Genomic DNA, 21,332 nt, shown 5'->3' on the forward strand with positions numbered 1-21,332 from the left:
GACCTCCGGGCGTGCGGCGCGTGAACTCTCGGCGAGATCGCGTGCCCAGGGGGTGCGGGAGGGCACGGGGGCGTCACGGTGTAACCGTGAGAGTCGCACTGCTGGCCGAGTCCTTCCTCCCTCACATGAACGGCGTGACGGGATCCGTCCTCCACGTGCTCCACCATCTGCGGCGCGCGGGGCACGAGACGCTCGTGATCGCGCCGCGCTCCGGCGAGGTGGATGCCGATCTGCACGGCGCGCAGTCGAGCCTGCTGCGCTCCGTGCCCCTGCCCTCGTACCCCGAGGTGCGGGTCGTCTTCGCCCGCACCGCGACGCTCACTCGGATCCTGCGCGAGTTCGCGCCCGACGTCGTGCACCTGGCGTCGCCGTTCGTGCTCGGCTGGCAGGGCGTGCAGGCGGCCCGGGCGCTCGGCGTTCCCGTCGTCGCCGTGTATCAGACCGACGTCGAGGCCTATGCCCTCAAGTACGGGGTCGCCGGCGCGGCCCCTCTCGTGGCCCGTCACATCGCTCGCCTGCATCGTCGGGCCACCCTGACGCTCGCCCCGTCGACGTCGGCCCGCGAGCAGCTGGAGCGCCTGGGCGTCGATCGCCTGCGCTCGTGGGGCCGCGGCGTCGACACCGAGCGGTTCGCCCCGCAGCGCCGGTGCGAATCGTGGCGGGGCGACGTCGGTGCCGGGCAGGTGCTCGTCGGCTACGCGGGGAGGCTCGCGGCCGAGAAGCAGGTCGAGGATCTCAGGGTTCTCTCGTCGATGCCCGGTGTGCGGGTGGTCGTGATCGGGGCGGGGCCCGCCCGAGGCCGTCTCGAGGCGGTGCTGCCGGACGTGCACTTCACGGGCTTTCTGCAGGGCGATGAACTCGCGCGGGCCCTCGCGAGCCTGGACGTCTTCGTGCACCCGGGTGAGAACGAGACCTTCTGCCAGGGGGTGCAGGAGGCGCTGGCCAGTGGCGTGCCGGTCGTCGCGACGGGCCGCGGGGGACCACGTGACCTGGTGCGCAGCAGCGTCGACGGCTGGCTCTACCGCCCGGGTGACCTGGCGGACCTGCGCGAACGCGTCGGGGATCTCGTGGGCGATCCCGCCAAGCGTCAGGCCTTCGCCTCCGCCGCTCGAGAGGGCGTGCGTGCACGCACCTGGCCTGCTCTCTGCCGCCAGCTCGTGGACCACTACGACGAGGCCCGTGCGCTGAATCCGATGGACATGGCGCTGCGTGCGCGCGCCGGTGAGCGGCCCGTGCTCCCCGCCACGGTGTCGATGCCCGCGCAGCCGCGGTGGGCGTCGTTCGTCGCGCTCGGCGACTCGCTGACCGAAGGCCTGTGCGACGACTCGCGGATGCCGGCCGGCGCCTACCGCGGCTGGGCCGATCGTCTCGCCATGCTCTGCTCGCAAGCGCGCGGCAGCGGGCGGCCGCTGCAGTACGCGAACCTCGCCGTGCGCAGTCGTCGCGTGCGCGACCTCGTGACGGAGCAGCTGCCGGTGGCGCTCGCGCTCCGGCCGGCGCTCGCATCGGTCTTCATCGGCGCCAATGACCTCGTGGGTCCGCGACCGGATGTGCGCGCGCTGGCGTGCGAGGTCGAGACGACCGTGCGGGCGCTGCGAGCCGGCGGGAGCGATGTGCTGCTCGTCACACCGTTTCTGCCTCGGCGTCCCGCCGCACGCCTATTCGCCCGCCGCTTCGCGGACTACTCCTCCGAGCTGCGGGGGATCGCACGCCGAACCGGGGCCCTGCTCGTCGACACCGAGGCGCTGCCGGCGATCGGTGAGCCCTCGATGTGGGCGGAGGACCGGGTGCACCTCTCGACTCGCGGTCACAGGCTGCTCGCCTACCGGGCAGCGGAGGTGCTGGGTCTGCCCGACGCCGAGGCGCTCGGCGACCTCGACGACGTGCTGCACGCACACGAACGCGTGGCGCCCGCGGGCTCCTGGGCACGGGTGCACGCCCTGCCCTGGCTCTGGCGGCGTGTGCGGGGCCGACGGGCGGGGGATGGCATCGAGGCCAAGCATCGCGGCTTCGTGCCGCTCGAGCAGCGGCCCCGCCGCGCCGCGCCGGGTATCGTCCAGGGATGACCCGCCCCCACGCCCCGGCGCCGATGCGATGACGCCGCCCCCCGACGTCGTCAAGACGCGCGCTGACGCTCCGACCGGATTCTTCGAGGCCGAAGCCGAAGGGCTGGCGTGGCTCGCCGAGGCCGAGCCGCGGGGAGGCGTGCGGTGCGCGCGGGTTCGGGCCGTCTCGCCCGGCCGCATCGTGCTGGAGCGCGTTGCCTCCCGGCATCCGGATGGTGAGACGGCCGTGCGGTTCGGTCGCAGCCTGGCTCGGACGCACGACGCGGGAGCCGCCGCCTTCGGGGCCCCGCCGCCGGGTCATCGCGGCGACATCTTCATCGGCCGCCTGCCGCAGCCGACCTGCGCCGAGGCTTCGTGGGGCCGTTTCTACGCCGCCGCGCGCGTGCGGCCCTTCCTCGACGCCGCACGCGGGGCCGGAAACCTCGAGACACCGGACTGGCGCTCCGCGCACGCGGCGTGCGAGCGGATCGAGGCGGGGGAGTTCGATGACGGCGATGCGCCGGCCCGCCTGCACGGCGACCTCTGGTCGGGCAACGTGCTGTGGTCGACGGAGGGCGTCGTGCTGATCGACCCCGCGGCGCACGGCGGACACCGCGAGACGGACCTGGCGATGCTCGCGCTGTTCGGCTGCCCGTTCCTCGAACGGATCGTCGAGGGGTATGAGCGTGAGCACCCTCTTCGCGACGGCTGGCCCGAGCGCATCCCGCTGCACCAGCTGCATCCCCTCGCCGTGCACGCCGTCGGCCACGGGCCCGCCTACGGAGCTGCGCTCGGGAGCGCGGCGCGCGCCGTTCTCGCACTGGCCGACTGCTAGGGTGGGGGAGGTTGCCCGCTCATCGAGGGGCAGCCGACAACTGCACATCGCTGACGAACCGTCAGCATCTGGAGCAGGCCGGCAGGCAGCTGGTCCCCTGTGGTGGTCTCCCATCCGGCGTCGCATCGTCGAAGATGGTGGATTTTCACTGGTGGCCAGCGCGAGCGATCTGCGAACAACTTGCGCGCCCGTTTCTGCCCGTGACCGGCTCCTTCGTCCGCACGCCCGACCGGGCGCGCACGAACATAGAAGGAGAGACCTCTTGGAAGGTCCTGAAATCACGTCCGCCGAAGCCGTCCTCGACAACGGACGCTTCGGCACTCGTACCATCCGCTTCGAGACCGGCCGGCTTGCGCAGCTCGCGCAGGGCTCCGTGGCCGCGTACCTCGACGACGAGACCATGCTGCTGTCGGCCACGAGCGCGGGCAAGCACCCGCGCGAGGGATTCGACTTCTTTCCGCTGACCGTCGACGTCGAAGAGCGCTCCTACGCCGCGGGCAAGATCCCCGGCTCGTTCTTCCGTCGCGAGGGTCGCCCCTCCACCGAGGCGATCCTCGTCTGCCGGTTGATCGACCGGCCGCTGCGGCCCTCGTTCGTCTCGGGCCTGCGCAACGAGGTGCAGATCGTCGTCACCGTGATGTCGATCGCGCCCGGTGAGTTCTACGACGCTCTCGCAATCAACGCCGCGTCGGCCTCGACGCAGATCTCCGGTCTGCCGTTCTCGGGTCCGATCGCCGGCGTTCGCCTCGCGCTCATCCCCGGACAGGGCGAGCACGCCGACCAGTGGGTCGCGTTCCCGACGGCGGAGCAGCTCGAGCAGGCCGTGTTCGACATCATCGTCGCCGGTCGCGTCGTCACGGCCGCCGACGGCACCGAAGACGTCGCGATCATGATGGTCGAGGCCGAGGCGACCGAGGGCAGCTGGAACCTCATCCGCGGCGGTGCGACCAAGCCGAACGAGGCCGTCGTTGCCGAGGGCCTCGAGGCCGCCAAGCCCTTCCTGCGGGAACTCGTCGCGGCACAGAGCGTCATCGCGGCTGCGGCGGCGAAAGAGATCCAGTCCTTCCCGGTCTTCCCGCCCTACGGCGACGAGGTGTTCGAGTTCGTCTCGTCCCGTGCGCACGACGAGCTGGTGGGCATCTACCAGATCGCCGACAAGCAGCAGCGTCAGGACGCCGACGACGCGCTCAAGGACCGCGTCAAGGCCGAGGTGGCCACGGCCGTCGAGGCCGGTCAGCTGCCGGCAGGGGCAGCGGCGGAGGTCTCCGCTGCCTACAAGTCGGTCACGAAGAACATCGTGCGCGGCCGCATCCTCTCCGACGGTGTTCGCATCGACGGTCGCGGTCTCGCCGACATCCGGGCGCTCGACGCCCAGGTCGACGTCATCCCGCGCGTGCACGGCTCGGCCATCTTCCAGCGCGGCGAGACGCAGATCCTCGGCGTCACCACGCTGAACATGCTCAAGATGGAGCAGCAGATCGACTCGCTGTCACCCGTCACGCGCAAGCGCTACATGCACCACTACAACTTCCCGCCCTACTCGACGGGTGAGACGGGTCGCGTCGGCAGCCCCAAGCGTCGCGAGATCGGCCACGGCTTCCTGGCCGAGCGCGCGCTCGTGCCGGTGCTGCCCAGCCGCGAGGACTTCCCCTACGCCATCCGGCAGGTGTCCGAGGCGCTGGGCTCCAACGGCTCGACGTCGATGGGCTCCGTCTGCGCATCGACCCTCGCCCTGCTGAACGCGGGCGTGCCGCTGCGGGCTCCCGTCGCGGGCATCGCGATGGGTCTGGTCTCGGACGAGGTGGACGGGCAGACGCGCTACGCGGCGCTGACCGACATCCTCGGCGCCGAGGACGCCCTCGGAGACATGGACTTCAAGGTCGCCGGGACCGCTGATTTCGTCACCGCGATCCAGCTCGACACGAAGCTCGACGGCATCCCGTCGTCGGTGCTTGCGGGTGCGCTGCAGCAGGCGAAGGACGCGCGTCTGGCGATTCTGGACCTCATCACGGCGACGATCGACTCGCCCGACGAGATGGCCGACACCGCACCTCGTGTGATCAGCGTGCAGGTTCCCGTCGACAAGATCGGCGAGCTGATCGGGCCCAAAGGCAAGACGATCAACGCCATCCAGGACGAGACCGGCGCCCAGATCTCGATCGAGGACGACGGCACCGTGTACATCGGCGCGACGGACGGCCCTTCGGCCGAGGCCGCGCGCGCCCAGGTGAACGCGATCGCCAACCCGACCAACCCCGAGCTGGGCGACCAGTTCCTCGGCACCGTCGTGAAGATCGCGGCGTTCGGCGCGTTCGTCTCGCTGATGCCCGGACGGGACGGCCTGCTGCACATCAGCGAGGTCCGCAAGCTCGCCGGTGGCAAGCGCGTGGAGAACGTCGAGGATGTCGTCTCGGTGGGGCAGAAGCTCCTGGTGCGCATCACCAAGCTCGACGACCGCGGCAAGCTCTCGCTCGAGCCCGTGGTCGAGGAAGCCGCCGACCAGGAGGGCCGCGACGCGGCGAACGCCGGTCCGGAGGCTCCCGCGGAGGGCTGATCCCCGCACGATCGTGCCCCCGGCATCCGCGTCTCACACGTGGATGCCGGGGGCACGGCCATGTCCGTGATCAAAGCGTTATAGGCAATTCACGACGCGGACACTCCGCGCGCGCCACCCGCGCGTGTGCTGTCCTACGCTGAAAAACAGGCGCCGGGGGGCGCGCACGAAGAGCACGTCCGGTCGATGAGCGGGCGGGGGTGGGTGATGGCGGAATTCAGCGGTGGCAGGGTCGCACCCGTCGTGCGCGCGCACGACGTCGGAGCGCCCGCCGCGCACCCGTCCGAGCCGATCCCCGTACAGGGGCGCAGTGTGGGACATGCCGTCCGGGCGGCGCTCGGCGAAACCGGTCTCACGGTGTTCCCGGTCATCCTCGGCGGCGCCGAGTTCGGGTGGAACGTCGACATCGCCACCAGCCACGGCATCCTGGACCGCTACATCGAGCGCGGCGGGAACGCCGTGCACACGGCGGACTCCTACGCCGGCGGGCGCAGCGAGCACATCATCGGCGAATGGCTGCGCACGCGCGGCAACCGCGACGACGTCGTCGTCTCCACACGGGTCGGTACGCATCCCGACAACCCCGGACTGGGTCCCGTCAATCTCGTGCGCGCAGTCGAAGCCTCGCTGACGCGGCTGGGCACCGACCGCATCGACGTGCTCTACCTTGCGGGCGACGACATGTCGGTTCCGCTCGAAGAGACGCTGGCGACCGCGGAATGGCTCGTGGGAGCGGGCAAGGTGCGTCATCTCGCCGCTGCGGGCTTCCCCGCCGAGAAGCTGGTCGAGGCCCGCATCCTCTCCTCCGCGGGCTACCCGCGCGTCACCGTGCTGGACGTGCACTACAACGTCGTGCATCGCAGCAGCTACGAGGGGGATGTGCGCCTGGTGGTCGGGGCGCAGGGGATCGCGGTCACGCCGTCGCACCCGCTGGCCCATGGATTCCTCTCGGGCCGGCACCGTCGACGGGAGCGGCTCGGAACCTCCGCCCGCGGGGTACAGGTCGCCGCCTATCTGAACCGGCGCGGCCAGCGTGTGCTGAAGGCCCTCGACACCGTGGCGCAGGATGTCGACGCTCCGGATGCCGCGGTCGCGGTGGCCTGGCTGCTCGCCCAGCGTGCCGTCGTCGCGCCGATCGTGAACGCGTACGCCCCCGAGCACGTCGACGAACTGGTCCAGGGTGTCGGGGTGCAGCTGGGCCGTGGCCACCTGGCCGAGCTGTCGCGCGCAGCGCAGTGACATCCGTGTCGCGCCGTCCGTGAAGGGGCCGTGACACTCGGTCGCCGCTCTCGGGTCACGCGCGGCGCATGTCGTAGGCTGATTGCGGCGGTGCGCCGAGGCCCGCCCGGAACAGGACTGCCGAGATCGTGACGCACTTCATCTACCTCGTCCGTCACGGTGAGCATCTGGATGCCGAGCACGGGCTGGTGGACGGCCCCCTCTCGCCCCGGGGCCAGCGCCAGGCCTCGCTCATCGCCGACCGCCTCTCGGGGGTGCCCTTCGACTCCGTGTGGCACTCGCCGCTGGAGCGGGCCGCAGAGACCGCCCGCATCCTCGCGGAGCGGATGCCGTCGGTGACGCCCGAGTCCTCTGCGCTGCTGTTCGACTGCGTGCCGACCGGCCTGGACGCCGACGTCCCGTCTGTCTACGAGCCCTTCTTCGGCTCGATCACGGATGCCGAGATCGACGCCGGCCGGGCGCAGATGGCGGATGCGGCATCCGAGTTCCTGATGCGGCGCCAGGGCGAAACGCACGAGCTGCTGATCACCCACAACTCGGTCATCTCATGGCTCGTCCGCGAAGTGCTCCAGGCGCCTGACTGGCGTTGGATGACCCTGAACCAGGCGCATTGCGGGCTGAGCGTCATCGCTCAGAAGCAGGGGAGGCCGTGGACCCTGCTCACCCACAACGACCTGGCGCATCTGCCGTTCGAGCTGAGGACGGGTCTGCCCGAGACCCACCCGGTCTGAGCGGCACGACGGTGCGCCGTCCGCTGAGGACGGATACCTAGGATGGGACCATGACAACACGCGTCGCCATCGTGGGAGCAACGGGCCGGCTGGGCGGGGTCGTGCGCGACGTCGTCCTCGCCACCGAGGGGTACGAGGTGGTGGCCGAGCTGTCATCGCGCAGCGGCATCGGCGAGATCGACGGTGCCGATCTGGTCGTCGACGTCTCCTCGCCCGCGGTGTCGATCGACGTCGTTCGCGCGGCTATCGAGCGCGGGATGAACGTGCTCGTCGGCACGTCGGGGTGGTCGGAAGAGCGCATTGCGCTCGTGCGCCCCTTGGTGCAGCACGCCGGTACCGGAGCCGTCTTCATCCCCAACTTCTCGATCGGCTCGGTGATCGGCTCCGCGCTCGCCGCCGCCGCCGCACCCTTCTTCCCGTTCATCGAGATTGTGGAGGCCCACCACGACAAGAAGGTGGATTCGCCCAGCGGCACGGCGGTGCGCACCGCAGAGCTCATCGGCGCAGCCCGCGCCGAGGTGGGCCCGGTCGAAGCGCCGCACACCGACCAGCGCGCCCGGGGCCAGCGGGTGGCGAGCGTTCCGGTGCATTCGCTGCGCCGCCCGGGCGTGCTCGCGCGCCAGGAGACGTGGCTTTCGGGCCCGGGCGAGAGCGTGCAGATCGTCCACGACGTGCTCGACCCCGCCCGCGCCTACGCCCCCGGCATCCGGATCGCTCTGGACGCCGCCCGTGCCGCGCGCGGCGTGAGCGTGGGCCTCGACACCTACGTCGACATCGGGCTGCGTCTGCCCTCCGAGGATGACGGTGAGCCCGTCGACGACGGCGCGGCCTCGGGTCAGGTCGCCCGCGCGACAGAGCTGTGAGCCTGCGTATCGGCGTCGCCGTGATGGCCGCGCTGCTCGTGCTCTATCTCTTCCTCGTGACCGAGCGCGCCGTGCTGCTCCTGCTCTCGGGCGACCCGCTGGGAGCGGGGATGGGGGCTGCGCTGTTCGCGCTCCCGCTCATCGCCGCGTGGGCACTCGGGCGCGAACTCTGGTTCGGCGTGCGCGCCGAGCGTCTCGGGCGGCTGCTGGCCGACGAGGGGGGCATGCCGCAGGAGCAGGTGGCGGTTCGTCCCTCCGGGCGTGTGGAGCGGACCGAGGCGGAAGCGCTCTTCCCCCGCTATCGCGCGGCGGTCGAGGACTCGCCCGACGACTGGAGGGCGTGGTACCGGCTCGGCCTCGTCTACGATGCGGCGGGCGACAGGCGTCGCGCGCGTGCCGCCGTTCGCACGTCGATCCGGCTGCAGTCAGGTCGGCCCGCGACCTGACTCGTACGTGCGTGATCGGTGATCATGGCTGCGGCACGACCGCGGCGATGGCGTCCTCGACGTCGGCATGTGTGAACGTGAATCCGGCCTGCTGCAGGGCTTCGGGCACGACGTGCGCGTCGGTCGTGAGCACGGAGTCGGCCATATCCCGTCCCAGCGCGGTGCGCAGCGCCCAAGTCGGAGCGCGAAGCAGGAACGGCTTGTTCATGCGTCGGGCGAGTGCGAAGCCGAGGTCGTTCGCGGTGGCTCGCTCCGGGCCGGCCAGGTTGACCGGTCCGGTGAGGCCCCGGTCGATGACGAACCGGATGGCCGCGACTTCGTCGGTGAGCGCGATCCAGGGCCACACCTGCGTCCCGCGTCCGATCGGCCCACCGAGGCCGAGGCGGGTGAGTGTCAGCAGCGGGCTCAGCACCCCTTCCGGATGCACCACGGGCGCCGTGCGGAGGGTCGTCAGCGCCACGGCTTCGCCCGCGCCGCGTGCCGCCTTCTCCCATTCCACGCTCACGCGGGCGAGAAAGCCCTCGCCCGCCGAGTCGTGCTCGGTCAGCCGCCGGCCGGGGCGCGAGCCGTAGTACCCCACGGCGCTCGCCGAGACGAAATGCGGCGCGTCCCGTGCGAGGGCCCGCAGCGCGGTGGCGAGTGTGCGGGTCGGGGTCAGGCGCGACCAGAGCAGCGTGCTCTTGTACCGAGGGGTCCACGGGATGCGGCCGATGCTCGCCCCGTTGAGGTTCACGACGGCATCCGCGCCCTCGAGCACCTGCGGGTCGAGTGGGCGCGTATCGGTCAGCCACTCCACCTCGTCGCTCGTGCGCGCCGGACGCCGGACGAGGGTGACCACGCGGTCACCCCCCGCCCGGAGTCCGTCGACCAGGGCGCTCCCGATCAGACCGGAAGCACCCGAGACGATGATGCGACGCGGCATCCGTCGATCCTCTCGGCTCAGGCGAGCGTCGCCTCGAGCGTGATCTCGATGCCGGCCAGTGCGCCCGAGACGGGGCAGCCCGCCTTGGCCGCCGCCGCGATGCGGGCGAAGTCCTCTTCACTGATGCCGGGGACGACGGCGTTGACGTTCAGGTGGCTGCCGGTGATGCCGGTGCCGGGGACGAGCGTGACCGACGCGGTCGTGTCGATGCTCTCGGGCGGGGTGCCGTTCTGGGCCAGCTCGTTCGAGAGGGCCATGCTGAAGCAGGACGAGTGCGCGGCGGCGATGAGCTCTTCCGGCGTGGTCGTGGTGTCCGACCCCTCCGACCGGGCCTTCCAGTTCACATCGAACGTGCCCAGGTGCGAGCTGTCGAGGGTGACGGCGCCGGCGCCCTCGGTGAGGGAGCCCTTCCAGGCCGTGGATGCTTCGCTTGTGACGCTCATGGATGTCCTCCTGTTGGTGGCGGGCGTGTCGACGTCAGCCTAACCGCGCCGTCGGAGGGGTGGCCACTCGTTGCGGTCGACAGCCAGGGAGGCTATGCCGCGCGAGAGCGACCGAGAACGCCGGCGCGCTGCAGCAGCAGGTACATCTGGCATCCGAGGCAGAAGCCGAACGCCGCGTTCAGGAACGCCGCGACGAACGCCACCGCAGCCGCGATCGGCACCGCCCAGGGAACGCCCGCGAGGTGCAGCACGAGCCCGGCAGTGGTCACGGAGAGGCCGACGCCCTGCGCGAAGCGCGGAGGACGCGGGTCTTCCTGCTCGGTCGGCGGGGCCAGGCGAGGTCGGATGAGCGTGCGGTACAGCGCGGCCCACGGGGCGGTGCGCGGCGACAGGACCCCCCAAAGGAACAGCAGCGCGATCACGCCGAGCAGAACGAAGGCCGCATCGGTCGCCCGGGCCACGGCGGTCGCCGCGATCGGCTGACCGACGAGTCCGAGGAGCACGGCGATGAGGAGCAGGAGCGATGTGATCGCCGCAGCGAACCGCGGGCCGCGCGGGTCGATACCGGCCGGGGAAGGACGATCAGACATGGAGTGGCTCCTTGCTCGCGGTCACGCGCGCGAGCTCGAGCTCGATGACATCCCGGCGGGGCACGCCGCCGATTCGCGTGCGGACGACGCCGCTGCGGTCGAGGATGAGGGTGGTCGGCGTCTGGAGCACGTGGAAGTGCGCGGCGAGGTCGGCGCGGTGGGTCACGTCGACGTCGACGTGCGCGACGCCCGGGCGTGCCTCGGCGAAGGAGTCGAGCATCCGGTGCACCCCGGGGCACTTCGCGCAGAGGTCGGTGCTGAATTGGAGCAGGGTCGCGTGCTCGCCGAAGCGGACGTCGGCGCCGAGCCGCGCAGCATCCACCGTCTCGTGCGGGACTTCGTGACGGGCGCGGCCCTGCCGCCAGCGGTACAGCGCGCCCAAGGCTGCGGCGAACGCCACGAGGGCTACCACGACCAAGGTGGCATCGACAAGACTCATAACCCTCCAGGTTACTCTGGTGGCGCGTGTCCGGCGTCGCCGGTGCGGGCTGCGGTTCACGTGCCGTAACAATGCCGCAGGCGCCGGTAGTCTGGGCGCGTGAGCGATGCCGCCCCCTCTTCTTCGTCCGATGTCCGTGTTCCCGCCGCGCAGTTCCGCAGCGACGTCACCGTCGAGCTGGTGCGCTCCAGTGCCGCCGACGCCGATGTGCTGTTCGCGGCACGAGTGTCGACGCTGGGGGAGCAGACCCTCGGCGACGCCGCCTCGGGGGCCGAGGCGACTGCTCAGGATCGCGGCCTGATCAACTACCTGATGCGCGACCGCCACGGGTCGCCGTTCGAGCACAACTCGATGACGTTCTACGTGCAGGCGCCGATCTTCGTCTTCCGCGAGTTCATGCGCCACCGGATCGCCTCGTACAACGAGGAATCGGGTCGCTACCGCGAGCTGCGACCGGTGTTCTACGTCCCCGCTGCCGAGCGCCGGCTCGTTCAGGTGGGCAAGCCGGGGGCGTATGAGTTCCACGAGGGCACTCCCGAGCAGACGGCGCTGGTCGATGAGGCCACGCGCGCGGCCTCGCTGCAGGCGTTCGAGGCGTATCAGCGCATGCTCGACGCCGGTGTCGCCCGCGAGGTGGCACGCATCGTGCTGCCGCTGAACATCTACTCGTCGATGTACGTGACGATGAACTCGCGGTCGCTGATGAACTTCCTCTCGCTGCGCACCAAGCGTGAGGGCACGCACTTCCCGTCCTTCCCGCAGCGCGAGATCGAGATGGTGGCCGAAGAGATGGAACGGCTCTGGACCGACCTGATGCCGCTGACACATGCCGCCTTCAACGCGAACGGACGCGTCGCGCCGTAGCCCCGGCCGCCGGGATGCCGGCGCTCGAAAGACCAGCGGCATCCGCAAATCGCCGTCATCGGACGAGACTCGCCCGGCGTGTCTCGTGCACGACCGGCCGTTCGGACGCCGGAGCGGTACCCACTTCCCCTCCCCGGAACCATCCCGCAGCGGGTCGTCCCCCTCTGCGCGACGAGCGGCATCCCCCTGTGCAGGCGCCATGGATGCTGGCCGGATGCACGAAGCCGCCGCCATCTGCCGCGATCTCGGGGGCGCCTGCCGCACGTCCCAGCTGCGTCGGCGCGGGATGACGAGATCCCAGATCGCCGTGGCCGTGGCCAGTGGGGATCTCGTCCGCGCGCGGCAAGGGCTCTACGTTCTTCCCGGTGCCGATCCCCGGGCGCTCCACGCGCTATCCCACCGCGGACCGGTCGCATGCCTTACGGCGGCTCGACATCACCGCCTCTGGACACTCGACGCCGGTCCCGAGGAGCCCGTCCACGTCTGGATCGACCCCGACCGGCATCCGGCGCGCCTCGACGGCTGCCGGTGCACCACCCATCGCGACGTCGCGACCGCGCCGGCCGGGCTGCAGGTCGTCTCGCTCGTGCACTGCCTCGTCCAGATCGCGTGGTGCGCCGGCGCCGAGGCCTTCATCGCCGCCCTCGAATCCGCTCTGCGGCAGCGGCTGCTGCGCCCCGGTGAGCGTGAACTCCTCCGTGGCGCGGTTCCTCGCGGGCTCGCGTGGCTCGTGGACTTCGCCCGCGTCGACGCGGACAGCGGGCTCGAGTCCCTCCTGCGCTACCGCTTGCACCTGCGGGGTGGTGTCGCAGGTGCGCATTCCCGGGGTCGGCGTGGTGGACTTCGTCGTCGGCGACCGCCTGATCCTCGAGGCCGACGGCGACACCCATGCGGGGGAGGGGCGGCACCGAGACCTGGTGCGGGATGCGGTCGCCACGACCCTGGGCTTCATCACGCTGCGCTTCGACTCGGCCATGATCCTCCATGAGTGGGGCCTCGTCGAAGCGGCCGTCCTCGCCGCCGTGGAGCGTGGGGCGCATCGGAGTCCGGCCGGCCTGCGTGCCGATGGATGAGGCCGGAAGACCGGCCCCCGGGCCGACACACCGTGCGTGTCCCCTGTCGACGGGGTGTCCTCTGACCGACCGGTGTTCCGGCCCCGTCGCCGGGCCCGGCCCGCGGGATCCACGTGGATAGAACGGCGCGAGGGAATCGCCGGGGCGAACCGGCCGGGACGGGGTTCTGCGGCATCCATCCGGCCCGATAGCCTAGGGGTATGACGCACACCGGCAACCCCTTCGGCCAGGTGCTCGTCGCGCTGGTCACGCCGATGACAGCGGACGGCGAGGTCGATTGGCCGGCGGCCGAGAAGCATCTCGACTCCTGCATCTCGGCGGGCGCCGATGGCATCGTGGTCACCGGCACGACCGGGGAGACGAGCACGCTGACCGACGCCGAGAAGATCCGGCTCGTGGAGGTCGGCAAGGACGTCGCGGCGGGGCGGGCGAAGATCATCACCGGCGGCGGGTCCAACGAGACGGCCCATGCCATCGAGCTCTACAAGGCCAGCGAAAAGGCCGGCGCGGACGGCATCATGATCGTCACGCCCTACTACAACAAGCCGACACAGGCCGGCATCCTCACGCACTTCCGCCTCGTCGCCGGCGCGACCGACCTGCCGGCGATCCTCTACGACATCCCCGGTCGCACGGGCATCCCCATCCGGTATGAGACGATCCTGCGCGTCGCGACACACCCGAACATCCTCGCCATCAAGGACGCCAAGGGCGACTTCAGCGAGGTCAGCCGCGTGCTCAACCAGACCGACCTGATGTACTTCTCCGGCGACGACGCGAACGTGCTGCCCCACCTCTCGATCGGTGCCGCGGGCATGATCGGTGTGACGGCGAACATCTCCGCCGCGCCCTATCGAACGATCGTCGACGCCGTGAACGCCGGCGACCTCGCCGCGGCGACCGCTGCGCACATGCAGCTCGAACCGCTCGTGCGCGCGGTGATGACCCACGTTCCCGGCACAGTGGCGGCCAAGTACATCCTGCACGGGCTCGGCCGCATCGGCAGCCCGCGCGTGCGTCTGCCGCTCGTCGGGCCCGAGGACTGGGAGGCGGCGAACATCGAGGATTCGATCGGCCTCGTCGCCGACGTCCCGGGTGCCGATTTCTCTGATTTCCGGCCCGATCGCAATGCCGCGGCGGGCGGTGCCCTGCCCAAGGTCCACGGCACCACCCGGTAGCCGACGAACTGAACGCGGATGCGCGCCCGCGGAACCGCGCGCAGACAACGACACAACGCGAAGACGGATGCCGCAGCGCGCGGCATCCGCGAGGAGGCACATGCCCATCCAGGTCTACGACCCGCCCGCACTCGCACCGGGAGCGCTCCGCGTCACCCCGCTCGGCGGCCTCGGCGAGGTCGGACGGAACATGACGGTGTTCGAGTACGACGGCAAGCTGCTCATCGTCGACTGCGGCGTGCTCTTCCCCGAGGAGCATCAGCCCGGCGTCGATCTGATCCTGCCCGACTTCGAGCCCATCAAGCACCGCCTCGACGACATCGTCGGCGTCGTGCTCACGCACGGGCATGAGGATCACATCGGGGCCGTGCCGTACCTGCTCCGGCTGAAGAAGGACATCCCCCTGATCGGCTCGGGCCTGACCCTCGCCCTCGTCGAGGCGAAGCTCAAGGAGCACCGCGTCAAGCCGTTCACGCTCACGGTGGCGGAGGGGCAGCGCGAGAAGCTCGGTCCGTTCGATCTCGAGTTCGTCGCGGTCACCCACTCCATTCCGGACGCCCTGGCCGTCGCCATCCGCACGCCCGCCGGCATGGCCCTCGCCACCGGCGACTTCAAGATGGATCAGCTGCCGCTCGACGGGCGCCTCACCGACCTGCGCGCGTTCGCCCGGCTCGGCGAAGAGGGCGTGGATCTGTTCCTGGTCGACTCGACCAACGCCGACGTGCCCGGATTCACGCCGCTGGAGCGCTCGATCGGACCGGTCCTCGACCAGGTGATCGGCGGCGCGCCCCGACGGGTGATCGTGGCGAGCTTCTCGAGCCACGTGCACCGCGTCCAGCAGGTGCTCGAGGCAGCGGCGGCGCATGGCCGGCGCGTCGCCCTGCTCGGTCGGAGCATGGTCCGCAACATGACCATCGCCGCCGAGCTCGGGTACCTCGACGTGCCCGAGGGCGTGCTGATCGACTACAAGAAGGCACGGAACCTGCCGGACGACAAGATCGTCTACATGTCGACCGGATCGCAGGGCGAGCCGATGGCCGTGCTGTCGCGCATGGCCAACCTCGAGCACGAGATCGAGGTCGGCGAGGGCGACACCGTCATCCTGGCCTCCAGCCTGATCCCAGGCAACGAGAACGCCGTCTACCGGGTCATCAACGGTCTCACCAAGCTCGGCGCGAACGTCGTGCACAAGGGCAACGCCAAGGTGCACGTGTCCGGCCACGCGGCGGCCGGGGAGCTGCTGTACTGCTACAACATCGTGCAGCCCCGCAACGTCCTGCCGATCCACGGCGAGCACCGCCACCTGTTCGCGAACGCGCAGATCGCGCGTGATTCGGGCGTACCGGCCGAACGCGCGCTGATCGTCGAGAACGGGTCGGTCATCGACCTCGTCGATGGCGCTGCGCAGCTCGTCGGCCAGCTCGACCTCGGCTTCGTCTACGTCGATGGGTCCACCGTCGGCGAGATCACCGATGCCGACCTCAAGGATCGACGCATTCTCGGCGAGGAGGGGTTCATCTCGGTGATCGTCGTCGTGGATGCCGCGACCGGCGGCGTCATCTCGGGCCCCGAGATCCACGCGCGCGGGTTCGCGGAGCACGACAAGGTGTTCGACTCGGTCAAGCCGAAGATCGCGGCGGCGCTCGCCGATGCGGCGCAGCAGGGGGTGCGCGACCAGCACGCCCTGTCCCAGGTCGTGCGGCGCACGACCGGACGCTGGGTGAACCAGTCGCTGCGGCGGCGTCCGATGATCGTGCCGCTCGTCATCGAAGCCTGAGCGGCGCCGGAGGCGGGAGCTGACTACACTCCCGCCATGGCGACCTACCGTGTGCGGCCCGCTGCCCAGTCGGACGGGAATTTTCTGGGTGACATGGTGTGCGAGGCGGCGAACTGGCGTCCCGGCGCTCCCCGGCCGCGGCACGATGTGCTGGCCGCGCCCGAACACGGCCGGTACATCGCGGGATGGATGCGTCCGGGGGACGCCGGCTTCGTCGCCGTCGATCCGCAGGATCAACCGGTCGGCGCGGCCTGGTACCGCACGTTCCCCTGTTCGGAACCGGGTTTCGGATACGTCGGCACGGGCGTGCCCGAGCTGATCATCGGCGTGCGCCCCATCTGGCGGGCGCACGGTGTCGGGCGTGCGCTCATGACGCGCTTGGCTGACCGGGCGAGACAGGCGGGCTTCGCGCGCCTCAGCCTCAGCGTCGACCGCGACAACTTCGCCACGACCCTGTATCGCAGTGAGGGATTCGTCGTGGTGCGGGCCGGGCTCGGGCGCGACGTCATGGTGAAGCGACTGCGGTGACGGTCCGCGTCGCTGCGACGCTTTCACGCCCGCGCCGCGTAGCGTTGACCACATGGCCAGGAGCACATCGCCGACCAAGAGCGGCCGCGCTCCCGCGAAGGGCGGGTCCGCGCGGGCGCGCAAGCCCGCGCCCGCGCCCCGACGCTACGTCGACGAGGAGGAGCGCCCGTCCGTCGCCGTGAGGGCATGGATGGGGCTCGCCCACGGCGTCGGCGGTGTCTTCCGCGCGTTCGGGCCCGAAGTGCTCGAGAAGGATCAGCGGCGCGATGGCTTTCCTCTGCTGCTGGTGCTGCTCGCCGCGCTCGGCGCGGTCGTCGAGTGGTTCTTCATCGGCAGCGCCGTGGCGCGCACGATATCGGACTACAGCATCGGCGGCATGCTCGGGCGATTCGCCTTCGTGCTGCCCGTCCTGCTGCTGATCCTCGCGGGCTGGCTCTTCCGGCATCCCGCGACGGTGCACGACAACGGCCGCATCGGTATCGGCTTCGGCCTGCTGACGCTGGTCGGCGCCGGATTCTGCCATCTCGCGGGCGCGCGCCCGGTCCCGAGCGAAGGGCTTCCGGTGCTCGCGCAGTCGGGTGGCCTGTTCGGGTGGATGATCGCCGAACCGCTCGCGCTCGCGCTGACGCCCATCGGGGCGTGGGTGGTTCTGGTGCTGCTGGCGCTGCTGAGCGTGCTGATCATCACCAAGACCCCGCCCAACCGCATCGGGCGTCGCCTCCACGAGCTGTACGCGTGGATGTTCGGCACCGACGGTCCGGGTGACGACCAGGGCGATGCCGCGACGAAGCGGATGCCGGGTGCCCCGGATGACGCTCGTGCGAACGATCGCGGGGACGACGAGGCGGACAACTCGGTGCCATGGTGGCGCCGGAACAAGACCGGCCGTGAGGAGGACACCTCGGCGTCGTCGCAGGACCTCACCGAGCTGCTCACGCCCGGTACCTCGCAGGGCGGGTTCGACCGTGCGATCGAGACCGATCCGAAAGCGGCGCCGGCCTTCGCTCCCGACGCGCTCACCGAGGTGTTCGACCCACAGGTGCTCGCCGATGCCGAGCGCGCGGTCGCGTCCGCGCCGCGTGCCGACACCTCGATCCACGATGACGGTGGGGACGGTGACACGGGCGAAGCGCTCCCCGGTCTGTCGGGGCTCGGCACCGACGGCGCCGCCGCGGGAGCCGCGCCGCCGTACCATCTGCCCTCCGTCTCGGCCCTGTCCACCGGGACGCCGCACAAGGAGCGGTCGGAGGTCAACGACGAAGTGGTGCGCGCGATCACCGAGGTCTTCGAGCAGTTCCAGATCAACGCGCGCGTGACAGGTTTCTCACGCGGGCCGACGGTGACGCAGTACGAGATCGCGCTCGGACCCGGGGTCAAGGTGGAACGGATCACCGCGCTGACCAACAACATCGCCTACGCCGTCGCCTCCAACGAGGTCCGCATCCTCGCTCCGATCCCGGGCAAGAGCGCGATCGGGGTCGAGATCCCGAACACCGACCGCGAAGTCGTCACGCTCGGCGACGTGCTGCGCTCGCCGGCGGCGAAGGCGTCGACGCACCCGATGACGATCGGGGTGGGAAAGGACGTCGGCGGAGGGTTCGTCGTCGCCAACCTGGCGAAGATGCCGCACCTGCTCGTCGCGGGATCGACGGGTTCGGGAAAGTCCAGCTTCGTCAACTCGATGATCACGAGCCTGCTGATGTGCGCCAAGCCCACGGACGTGCGCATGGTGCTGATCGACCCGAAGCGCGTCGAGCTGTCCGCGTACGCCGGGGTGCCGCACCTCATCACGCCGATCATCACGAACCCGAAGAAGGCCGCCGAGGCGCTCCAGTGGGTCGTGAAAGAGATGGACATGCGGTACGACGATCTCGCGTCGTTCGGCTTCCGCCACATCGACGACTTCAACAAGGCCGTCGTCGCAGGTCAAGTCGAGACGCCCCCGGGCAGTGAGCGTGTGCTCAAGCCTTATCCGTACCTGCTCGTCGTCGTCGATGAGCTCGCCGACCTGATGATGGTCGCGCCGCGCGACGTCGAGGACTCGATCGTCCGGATCACCCAGTTGGCACGGGCCAGCGGCATCCACCTGGTCCTCGCCACGCAGCGCCCCAGCGTCGACGTCGTGACGGGTCTGATCAAGGCGAATGTGCCGTCGCGACTGGCCTTCGCGGTGACGAGCGTGACGGACTCCCGAGTGATCCTCGATCAGCCCGGGGCGGACCGGCTGATCGGGCAGGGCGATGCGCTGTTCCTGCCCATGGGCACCTCCAAGTCGCTGCGTGTGCAGGGCGCGTGGGTGAACGAGTCCGAGATCGAGACGGTCGTCAAGCACGTCACGAACCAGGCGCGCCCCGAATACCGCTCGGATGTGCAGGCCGTCACCGAGAAGAAGGAGATCGACGCCGACATCGGCGACGACCTCGATCTGCTGCTCGCTGCGGCCGAACTCGTCGTGTCGACGCAGTTCGGCTCGACGTCGATGCTGCAGCGCAAGCTGCGCGTCGGCTTCGCCAAGGCGGGCAGGCTGATGGACCTGATGGAGTCGCGGGAGATCGTCGGCCCCTCCGAGGGGTCCAAAGCGCGCGACGTGCTCGTGACGGCGGAACAGCTGCCGGGCGTGTTGGCGCAGATCCGCGGCGATGACCAGCCGGCGAAAGACGTGTCCGGCGGCGCACTGGGCGAGGTGCGCAGCGCCGATCCCGTCGAGGCCCAGTACCAGGGCAGACCCGTCGTCGACGCCGAGGGCGACGAGGACGCCTGGGGCCTGACGGGACGCGACTGATGGCTGTGCCGCGGCAGTTGCCGAACGCGATCACGATCGCCCGGATCCTCTGCGCTCCTGTCTTCCTGTGGATGCTGCTGGCGGATGACGGCGCCGACGCGGGGTTGCGCTGGGCTGCCGCTGCACTGTTCATCATCGCCATCGCGACCGACGGCGTCGACGGCTGGCTGGCACGCCGGTACGAGATCGTCACGGACCTGGGCAAGCTGCTCGATCCGATCGCCGACAAGGTGCTCACCGGATTCGCGTTCATCGGACTCTCCATCCTCGGGGAACTGCCGTGGTGGGTGACCATCATCGTGCTGGTGCGCGAGGTGGGCGTCACGGTGCACCGGCTCATCGTCGCGAGCGACCATGTGGTCGCGGCTGCGTGGATGGGCAAGCTCAAGACCGTGGCGCAGGCTGTGGCGCTGTCGCTGGCGCTGCTGCCGCTGTGGACCCTCGTGGGTGAGTGGGTGATCTGGGTGAACATCGTGACGATGTGGATCGCGGTGATCCTGACCGTCGCGAGCGGCCTCGACTACATCGTGACCGAGATCCGGGGCGCTCGCGCTGCGCGCCGAGGGCGATGAGCCACGAAGACGCACGACTTCTGCTCGAGGCGCTGGCGCGCCGCCGGTGGACGGTGGCGACTGCGGAGTCCCTCACGGGTGGCCTGCTCGCGGCGGCGCTGACGTCGGTGCCGGGGGCATCGGCGCACGTGCGGGGCGGGGTGGTGACGTACGCCACCGCGGTCAAGACCTCTCTGCTGGGGGTGGATGCCGCTCTGCTGCAGGCACACGGTGCCGTCGACCCGCGAGTGGCTCAGCAGATGGCCGACGGCGCGCGCACGGCGCTGGCGGTCGACGGGGTGCCCGCCGACGTGGGCATCTCGACCACGGGCGTCGCCGGTCCGGGCCGCGCGGACGGACGTGATGCCGGCACCGTCTACGTCGGGGTCGCCACGCCCCGGGGTGTCGCCGTGCACGGGCTGGCCCTCTCGGGGGAGCGCGACCGCATCCGCGCCGATACGGTGGCGGCTGCATTGCGCGCGACCATCGCGGCCGTGGACGGAGGCGGGGAATAGGTCGTGTTTCGACGTGGTTACATTCCGTGATTCCGAGCCATCCTCCAGCACGGGGGATTACATTGGGGACGTACCGGTGCGGTAGCGTCGTCCATCCCGAAACGGGGCGACGCACGGTGAGGACAGTGAGGAGGGGGCCAACATGATTCTGGTTCGTCAAGAGGTCGGCGACGTCCTTCGTGATTTCCGTCTGCAGAAGGGCCAGACCCTCCGTCAGATCGCCAGCAGGGCGAGTGTTGCGCTCGGGTACTTGAGCGAGGTCGAGCGCGGTCAGAAAGAAGCCTCCAGCGAGATCCTCGCGTCGGTGGCGGAGGCGCTCGACGTGCCCATCTCGACGATCATGCGCGAAGTGGGAGACCGAATCTCGGTGCTCGAGGGTCTGCACACCTTCCCCGACGTCGTGCCCGACGACCTGGTCGCGTCAGTGGACGCCGAACTCACTCTGCGCTGAGCGCCCAGGGATGCGACGGAGCGAATTCGACCGGGCGGTCGCCGATGAGTTCGGCGGCGCCTATGGTGCCGTCGTGACAGCCGATCTCGGACTATCGGGTATGGGCGGCCGCACCGCGACCGAGGCGATCGCTGATGGCGAGGCTCCGCGCGCGGTGTGGACGGCGCTCTGCGAGGCGGCGGACGTGCCGCCGGAGCGGCGCTACGGTGTGGGTCGGCTCGAGCCGCGTTCCTGACCGGATTGGTCACCCGCCCGAGGTCGTGCTAGGCTCATTTCTTGTGCCGCGGGGTGGAGCAGTTCGGTAGCTCGCTGGGCTCATAACCCAGAGGTCGTAGGTTCAAATCCTGCCCCCGCAACCAAGAGACAAGGCCCTCGGACATCGTCCGGGGGCCTTCGTCGTGCGGTGCAGACGCGCCGGCGGGGCGGGTTGGGTTATCGGCCAGAAAGTGTGGATGGGGCGGGCGTGTCAGTAGCGTCCTGCCCATCCTGATCTGAGCCAGAGTCCT

General features: G+C 70.4%; 22 protein-coding genes and 1 tRNA gene. 18 read left to right on the top strand and 5 right to left on the bottom strand.

The window, feature by feature from the left end:
• Nucleotides 1–86 precede the first annotated feature (86 nt).
• The 7 genes from M4I32_RS11540 to M4I32_RS11570 all read left to right on the top strand — a co-directional run bounded on the left by M4I32_RS11540 (nt 87) and on the right by M4I32_RS11570 (nt 8,713).
• A complete protein-coding gene (locus M4I32_RS11540; protein WP_319034616.1) occupies nt 87–2,066 on the top strand; it encodes a glycosyltransferase in 1,980 nt (659 codons plus the stop codon).
• 28 nt (nt 2,067–2,094) lie between these two features.
• Entirely contained in the window at nt 2,095–2,880 is a 786-nt protein-coding gene (locus M4I32_RS11545; RefSeq protein ID WP_319034617.1) for a fructosamine kinase family protein, read from the top strand.
• A gap of 262 nt (nt 2,881–3,142) precedes the next feature.
• Nucleotides 3,143–5,434, top strand: coding sequence for a polyribonucleotide nucleotidyltransferase (locus M4I32_RS11550; RefSeq protein WP_319034618.1), 2,292 nt, complete (start codon nt 3,143–3,145; stop codon nt 5,432–5,434).
• A 207-nt stretch (nt 5,435–5,641) separates the two neighbouring features.
• Nucleotides 5,642–6,673, top strand: a complete 1,032-nt coding sequence (locus M4I32_RS11555) for an aldo/keto reductase (protein WP_319034619.1) — start codon at nt 5,642–5,644, stop codon at nt 6,671–6,673.
• A gap of 128 nt (nt 6,674–6,801) precedes the next feature.
• Complete coding sequence (locus M4I32_RS11560) at nt 6,802–7,404, top strand: histidine phosphatase family protein (RefSeq protein ID WP_319034620.1); 603 nt, start codon at nt 6,802–6,804, stop codon at nt 7,402–7,404.
• Nucleotides 7,405–7,454: 50 nt separating this feature from the next.
• On the top strand, nt 7,455–8,267 hold the full coding sequence (gene dapB, locus M4I32_RS11565) for a 4-hydroxy-tetrahydrodipicolinate reductase (protein WP_319034621.1): 813 nt from the start codon (nt 7,455–7,457) through the stop codon (nt 8,265–8,267).
• Complete coding sequence (locus tag M4I32_RS11570) at nt 8,264–8,713, top strand: hypothetical protein (RefSeq protein ID WP_319034622.1); 450 nt, start codon at nt 8,264–8,266, stop codon at nt 8,711–8,713. Before dapB ends, M4I32_RS11570 begins: the two co-directional genes overlap by 4 nt.
• Nucleotides 8,714–8,735: 22 nt before the next feature.
• On the opposite strand, the gene M4I32_RS11575 is transcribed toward M4I32_RS11570, so the two are convergent.
• The 4 genes from M4I32_RS11575 to M4I32_RS11590 all read right to left on the bottom strand — a co-directional run bounded on the left by M4I32_RS11575 (nt 8,736) and on the right by M4I32_RS11590 (nt 11,107).
• Nucleotides 8,736–9,635, bottom strand: a complete 900-nt coding sequence (locus M4I32_RS11575; protein ID WP_319034623.1) for a TIGR01777 family oxidoreductase — start codon at nt 9,633–9,635, stop codon at nt 8,736–8,738.
• Between the two features lie 17 nt (nt 9,636–9,652).
• A complete protein-coding gene (locus tag M4I32_RS11580) occupies nt 9,653–10,078 on the bottom strand; it encodes an OsmC family peroxiredoxin (protein ID WP_319034624.1) in 426 nt (141 codons plus the stop codon).
• Nucleotides 10,079–10,170: 92 nt separating this feature from the next.
• Entirely contained in the window at nt 10,171–10,668 is a 498-nt protein-coding gene (locus tag M4I32_RS11585) for a DUF4395 domain-containing protein (protein WP_319034625.1), read from the bottom strand.
• A complete protein-coding gene (locus M4I32_RS11590) occupies nt 10,661–11,107 on the bottom strand; it encodes a thioredoxin family protein (protein ID WP_319034626.1) in 447 nt (148 codons plus the stop codon). Before M4I32_RS11590 ends, M4I32_RS11585 begins: the two co-directional genes overlap by 8 nt.
• A 99-nt stretch (nt 11,108–11,206) precedes the next feature.
• Here M4I32_RS11590 and thyX point away from each other — a divergent pair, with 99 nt between their 5' ends.
• Nucleotides 11,207–11,971 (top strand): FAD-dependent thymidylate synthase, encoded by a 765-nt coding sequence (thyX, locus tag M4I32_RS11595; protein WP_319034627.1) that lies wholly within the window; start codon nt 11,207–11,209, stop codon nt 11,969–11,971.
• A gap of 391 nt (nt 11,972–12,362) precedes the next feature.
• On the opposite strand, the gene M4I32_RS11600 is transcribed toward thyX, so the two are convergent.
• Nucleotides 12,363–12,791 carry a hypothetical protein gene (locus M4I32_RS11600; protein ID WP_319034628.1) on the bottom strand — a complete coding sequence of 143 codons (429 nt, stop codon included), beginning with the start codon at nt 12,789–12,791 and terminating at the stop codon, nt 12,363–12,365.
• Between M4I32_RS11600 and M4I32_RS11605 the strand changes: the two genes are divergently transcribed.
• From M4I32_RS11605 to M4I32_RS11650, 10 genes are all read left to right on the top strand, one after another.
• Nucleotides 12,784–13,044 carry a DUF559 domain-containing protein gene (locus M4I32_RS11605; protein WP_319034629.1) on the top strand — a complete coding sequence of 87 codons (261 nt, stop codon included), beginning with the start codon at nt 12,784–12,786 and terminating at the stop codon, nt 13,042–13,044. The two genes, M4I32_RS11600 and M4I32_RS11605, sit on opposite strands and share 8 nt — an antisense overlap.
• A 200-nt stretch (nt 13,045–13,244) precedes the next feature.
• Entirely contained in the window at nt 13,245–14,222 is a 978-nt protein-coding gene (dapA, locus tag M4I32_RS11610) for a 4-hydroxy-tetrahydrodipicolinate synthase (RefSeq protein WP_319034630.1), read from the top strand.
• 100 nt (nt 14,223–14,322) lie between these two features.
• The gene (locus M4I32_RS11615; protein WP_319034631.1) at nt 14,323–15,999 is read left to right on the top strand and encodes a ribonuclease J; all 1,677 of its coding nucleotides are present in this window, start codon (nt 14,323–14,325) and stop codon (nt 15,997–15,999) included.
• A gap of 36 nt (nt 16,000–16,035) precedes the next feature.
• Nucleotides 16,036–16,527, top strand: coding sequence for a GNAT family N-acetyltransferase (locus M4I32_RS11620; RefSeq protein WP_319034632.1), 492 nt, complete (start codon nt 16,036–16,038; stop codon nt 16,525–16,527).
• Between the two features lie 52 nt (nt 16,528–16,579).
• Nucleotides 16,580–19,309, top strand: coding sequence for an FtsK/SpoIIIE family DNA translocase (locus M4I32_RS11625; RefSeq protein WP_319034633.1), 2,730 nt, complete (start codon nt 16,580–16,582; stop codon nt 19,307–19,309).
• The gene (gene pgsA / locus M4I32_RS11630) at nt 19,309–19,881 is read left to right on the top strand and encodes a CDP-diacylglycerol--glycerol-3-phosphate 3-phosphatidyltransferase (RefSeq protein WP_319034634.1); all 573 of its coding nucleotides are present in this window, start codon (nt 19,309–19,311) and stop codon (nt 19,879–19,881) included. Before M4I32_RS11625 ends, pgsA begins: the two co-directional genes overlap by 1 nt.
• Entirely contained in the window at nt 19,878–20,375 is a 498-nt protein-coding gene (locus tag M4I32_RS11635; protein WP_319034635.1) for a nicotinamide-nucleotide amidohydrolase family protein, read from the top strand. The genes pgsA and M4I32_RS11635 overlap by 4 nt, the downstream gene beginning before the upstream one ends.
• 142 nt (nt 20,376–20,517) lie before the next feature.
• Nucleotides 20,518–20,826 (top strand): helix-turn-helix transcriptional regulator, encoded by a 309-nt coding sequence (locus tag M4I32_RS11640; RefSeq protein WP_319034636.1) that lies wholly within the window; start codon nt 20,518–20,520, stop codon nt 20,824–20,826.
• A gap of 10 nt (nt 20,827–20,836) precedes the next feature.
• Nucleotides 20,837–21,061 carry a DUF3046 domain-containing protein gene (locus tag M4I32_RS11645; protein ID WP_319034637.1) on the top strand — a complete coding sequence of 75 codons (225 nt, stop codon included), beginning with the start codon at nt 20,837–20,839 and terminating at the stop codon, nt 21,059–21,061.
• 47 nt (nt 21,062–21,108) lie between these two features.
• A tRNA-Met gene (locus M4I32_RS11650) sits at nt 21,109–21,185 on the top strand.
• The last annotated feature ends 147 nt before the right edge of the window (nt 21,186–21,332 follow it).

It is taken from the genome of Microbacterium sp. LRZ72, assembly GCF_033792225.1.
Taxonomy (GTDB): domain Bacteria; phylum Actinomycetota; class Actinomycetes; order Actinomycetales; family Microbacteriaceae; genus Microbacterium.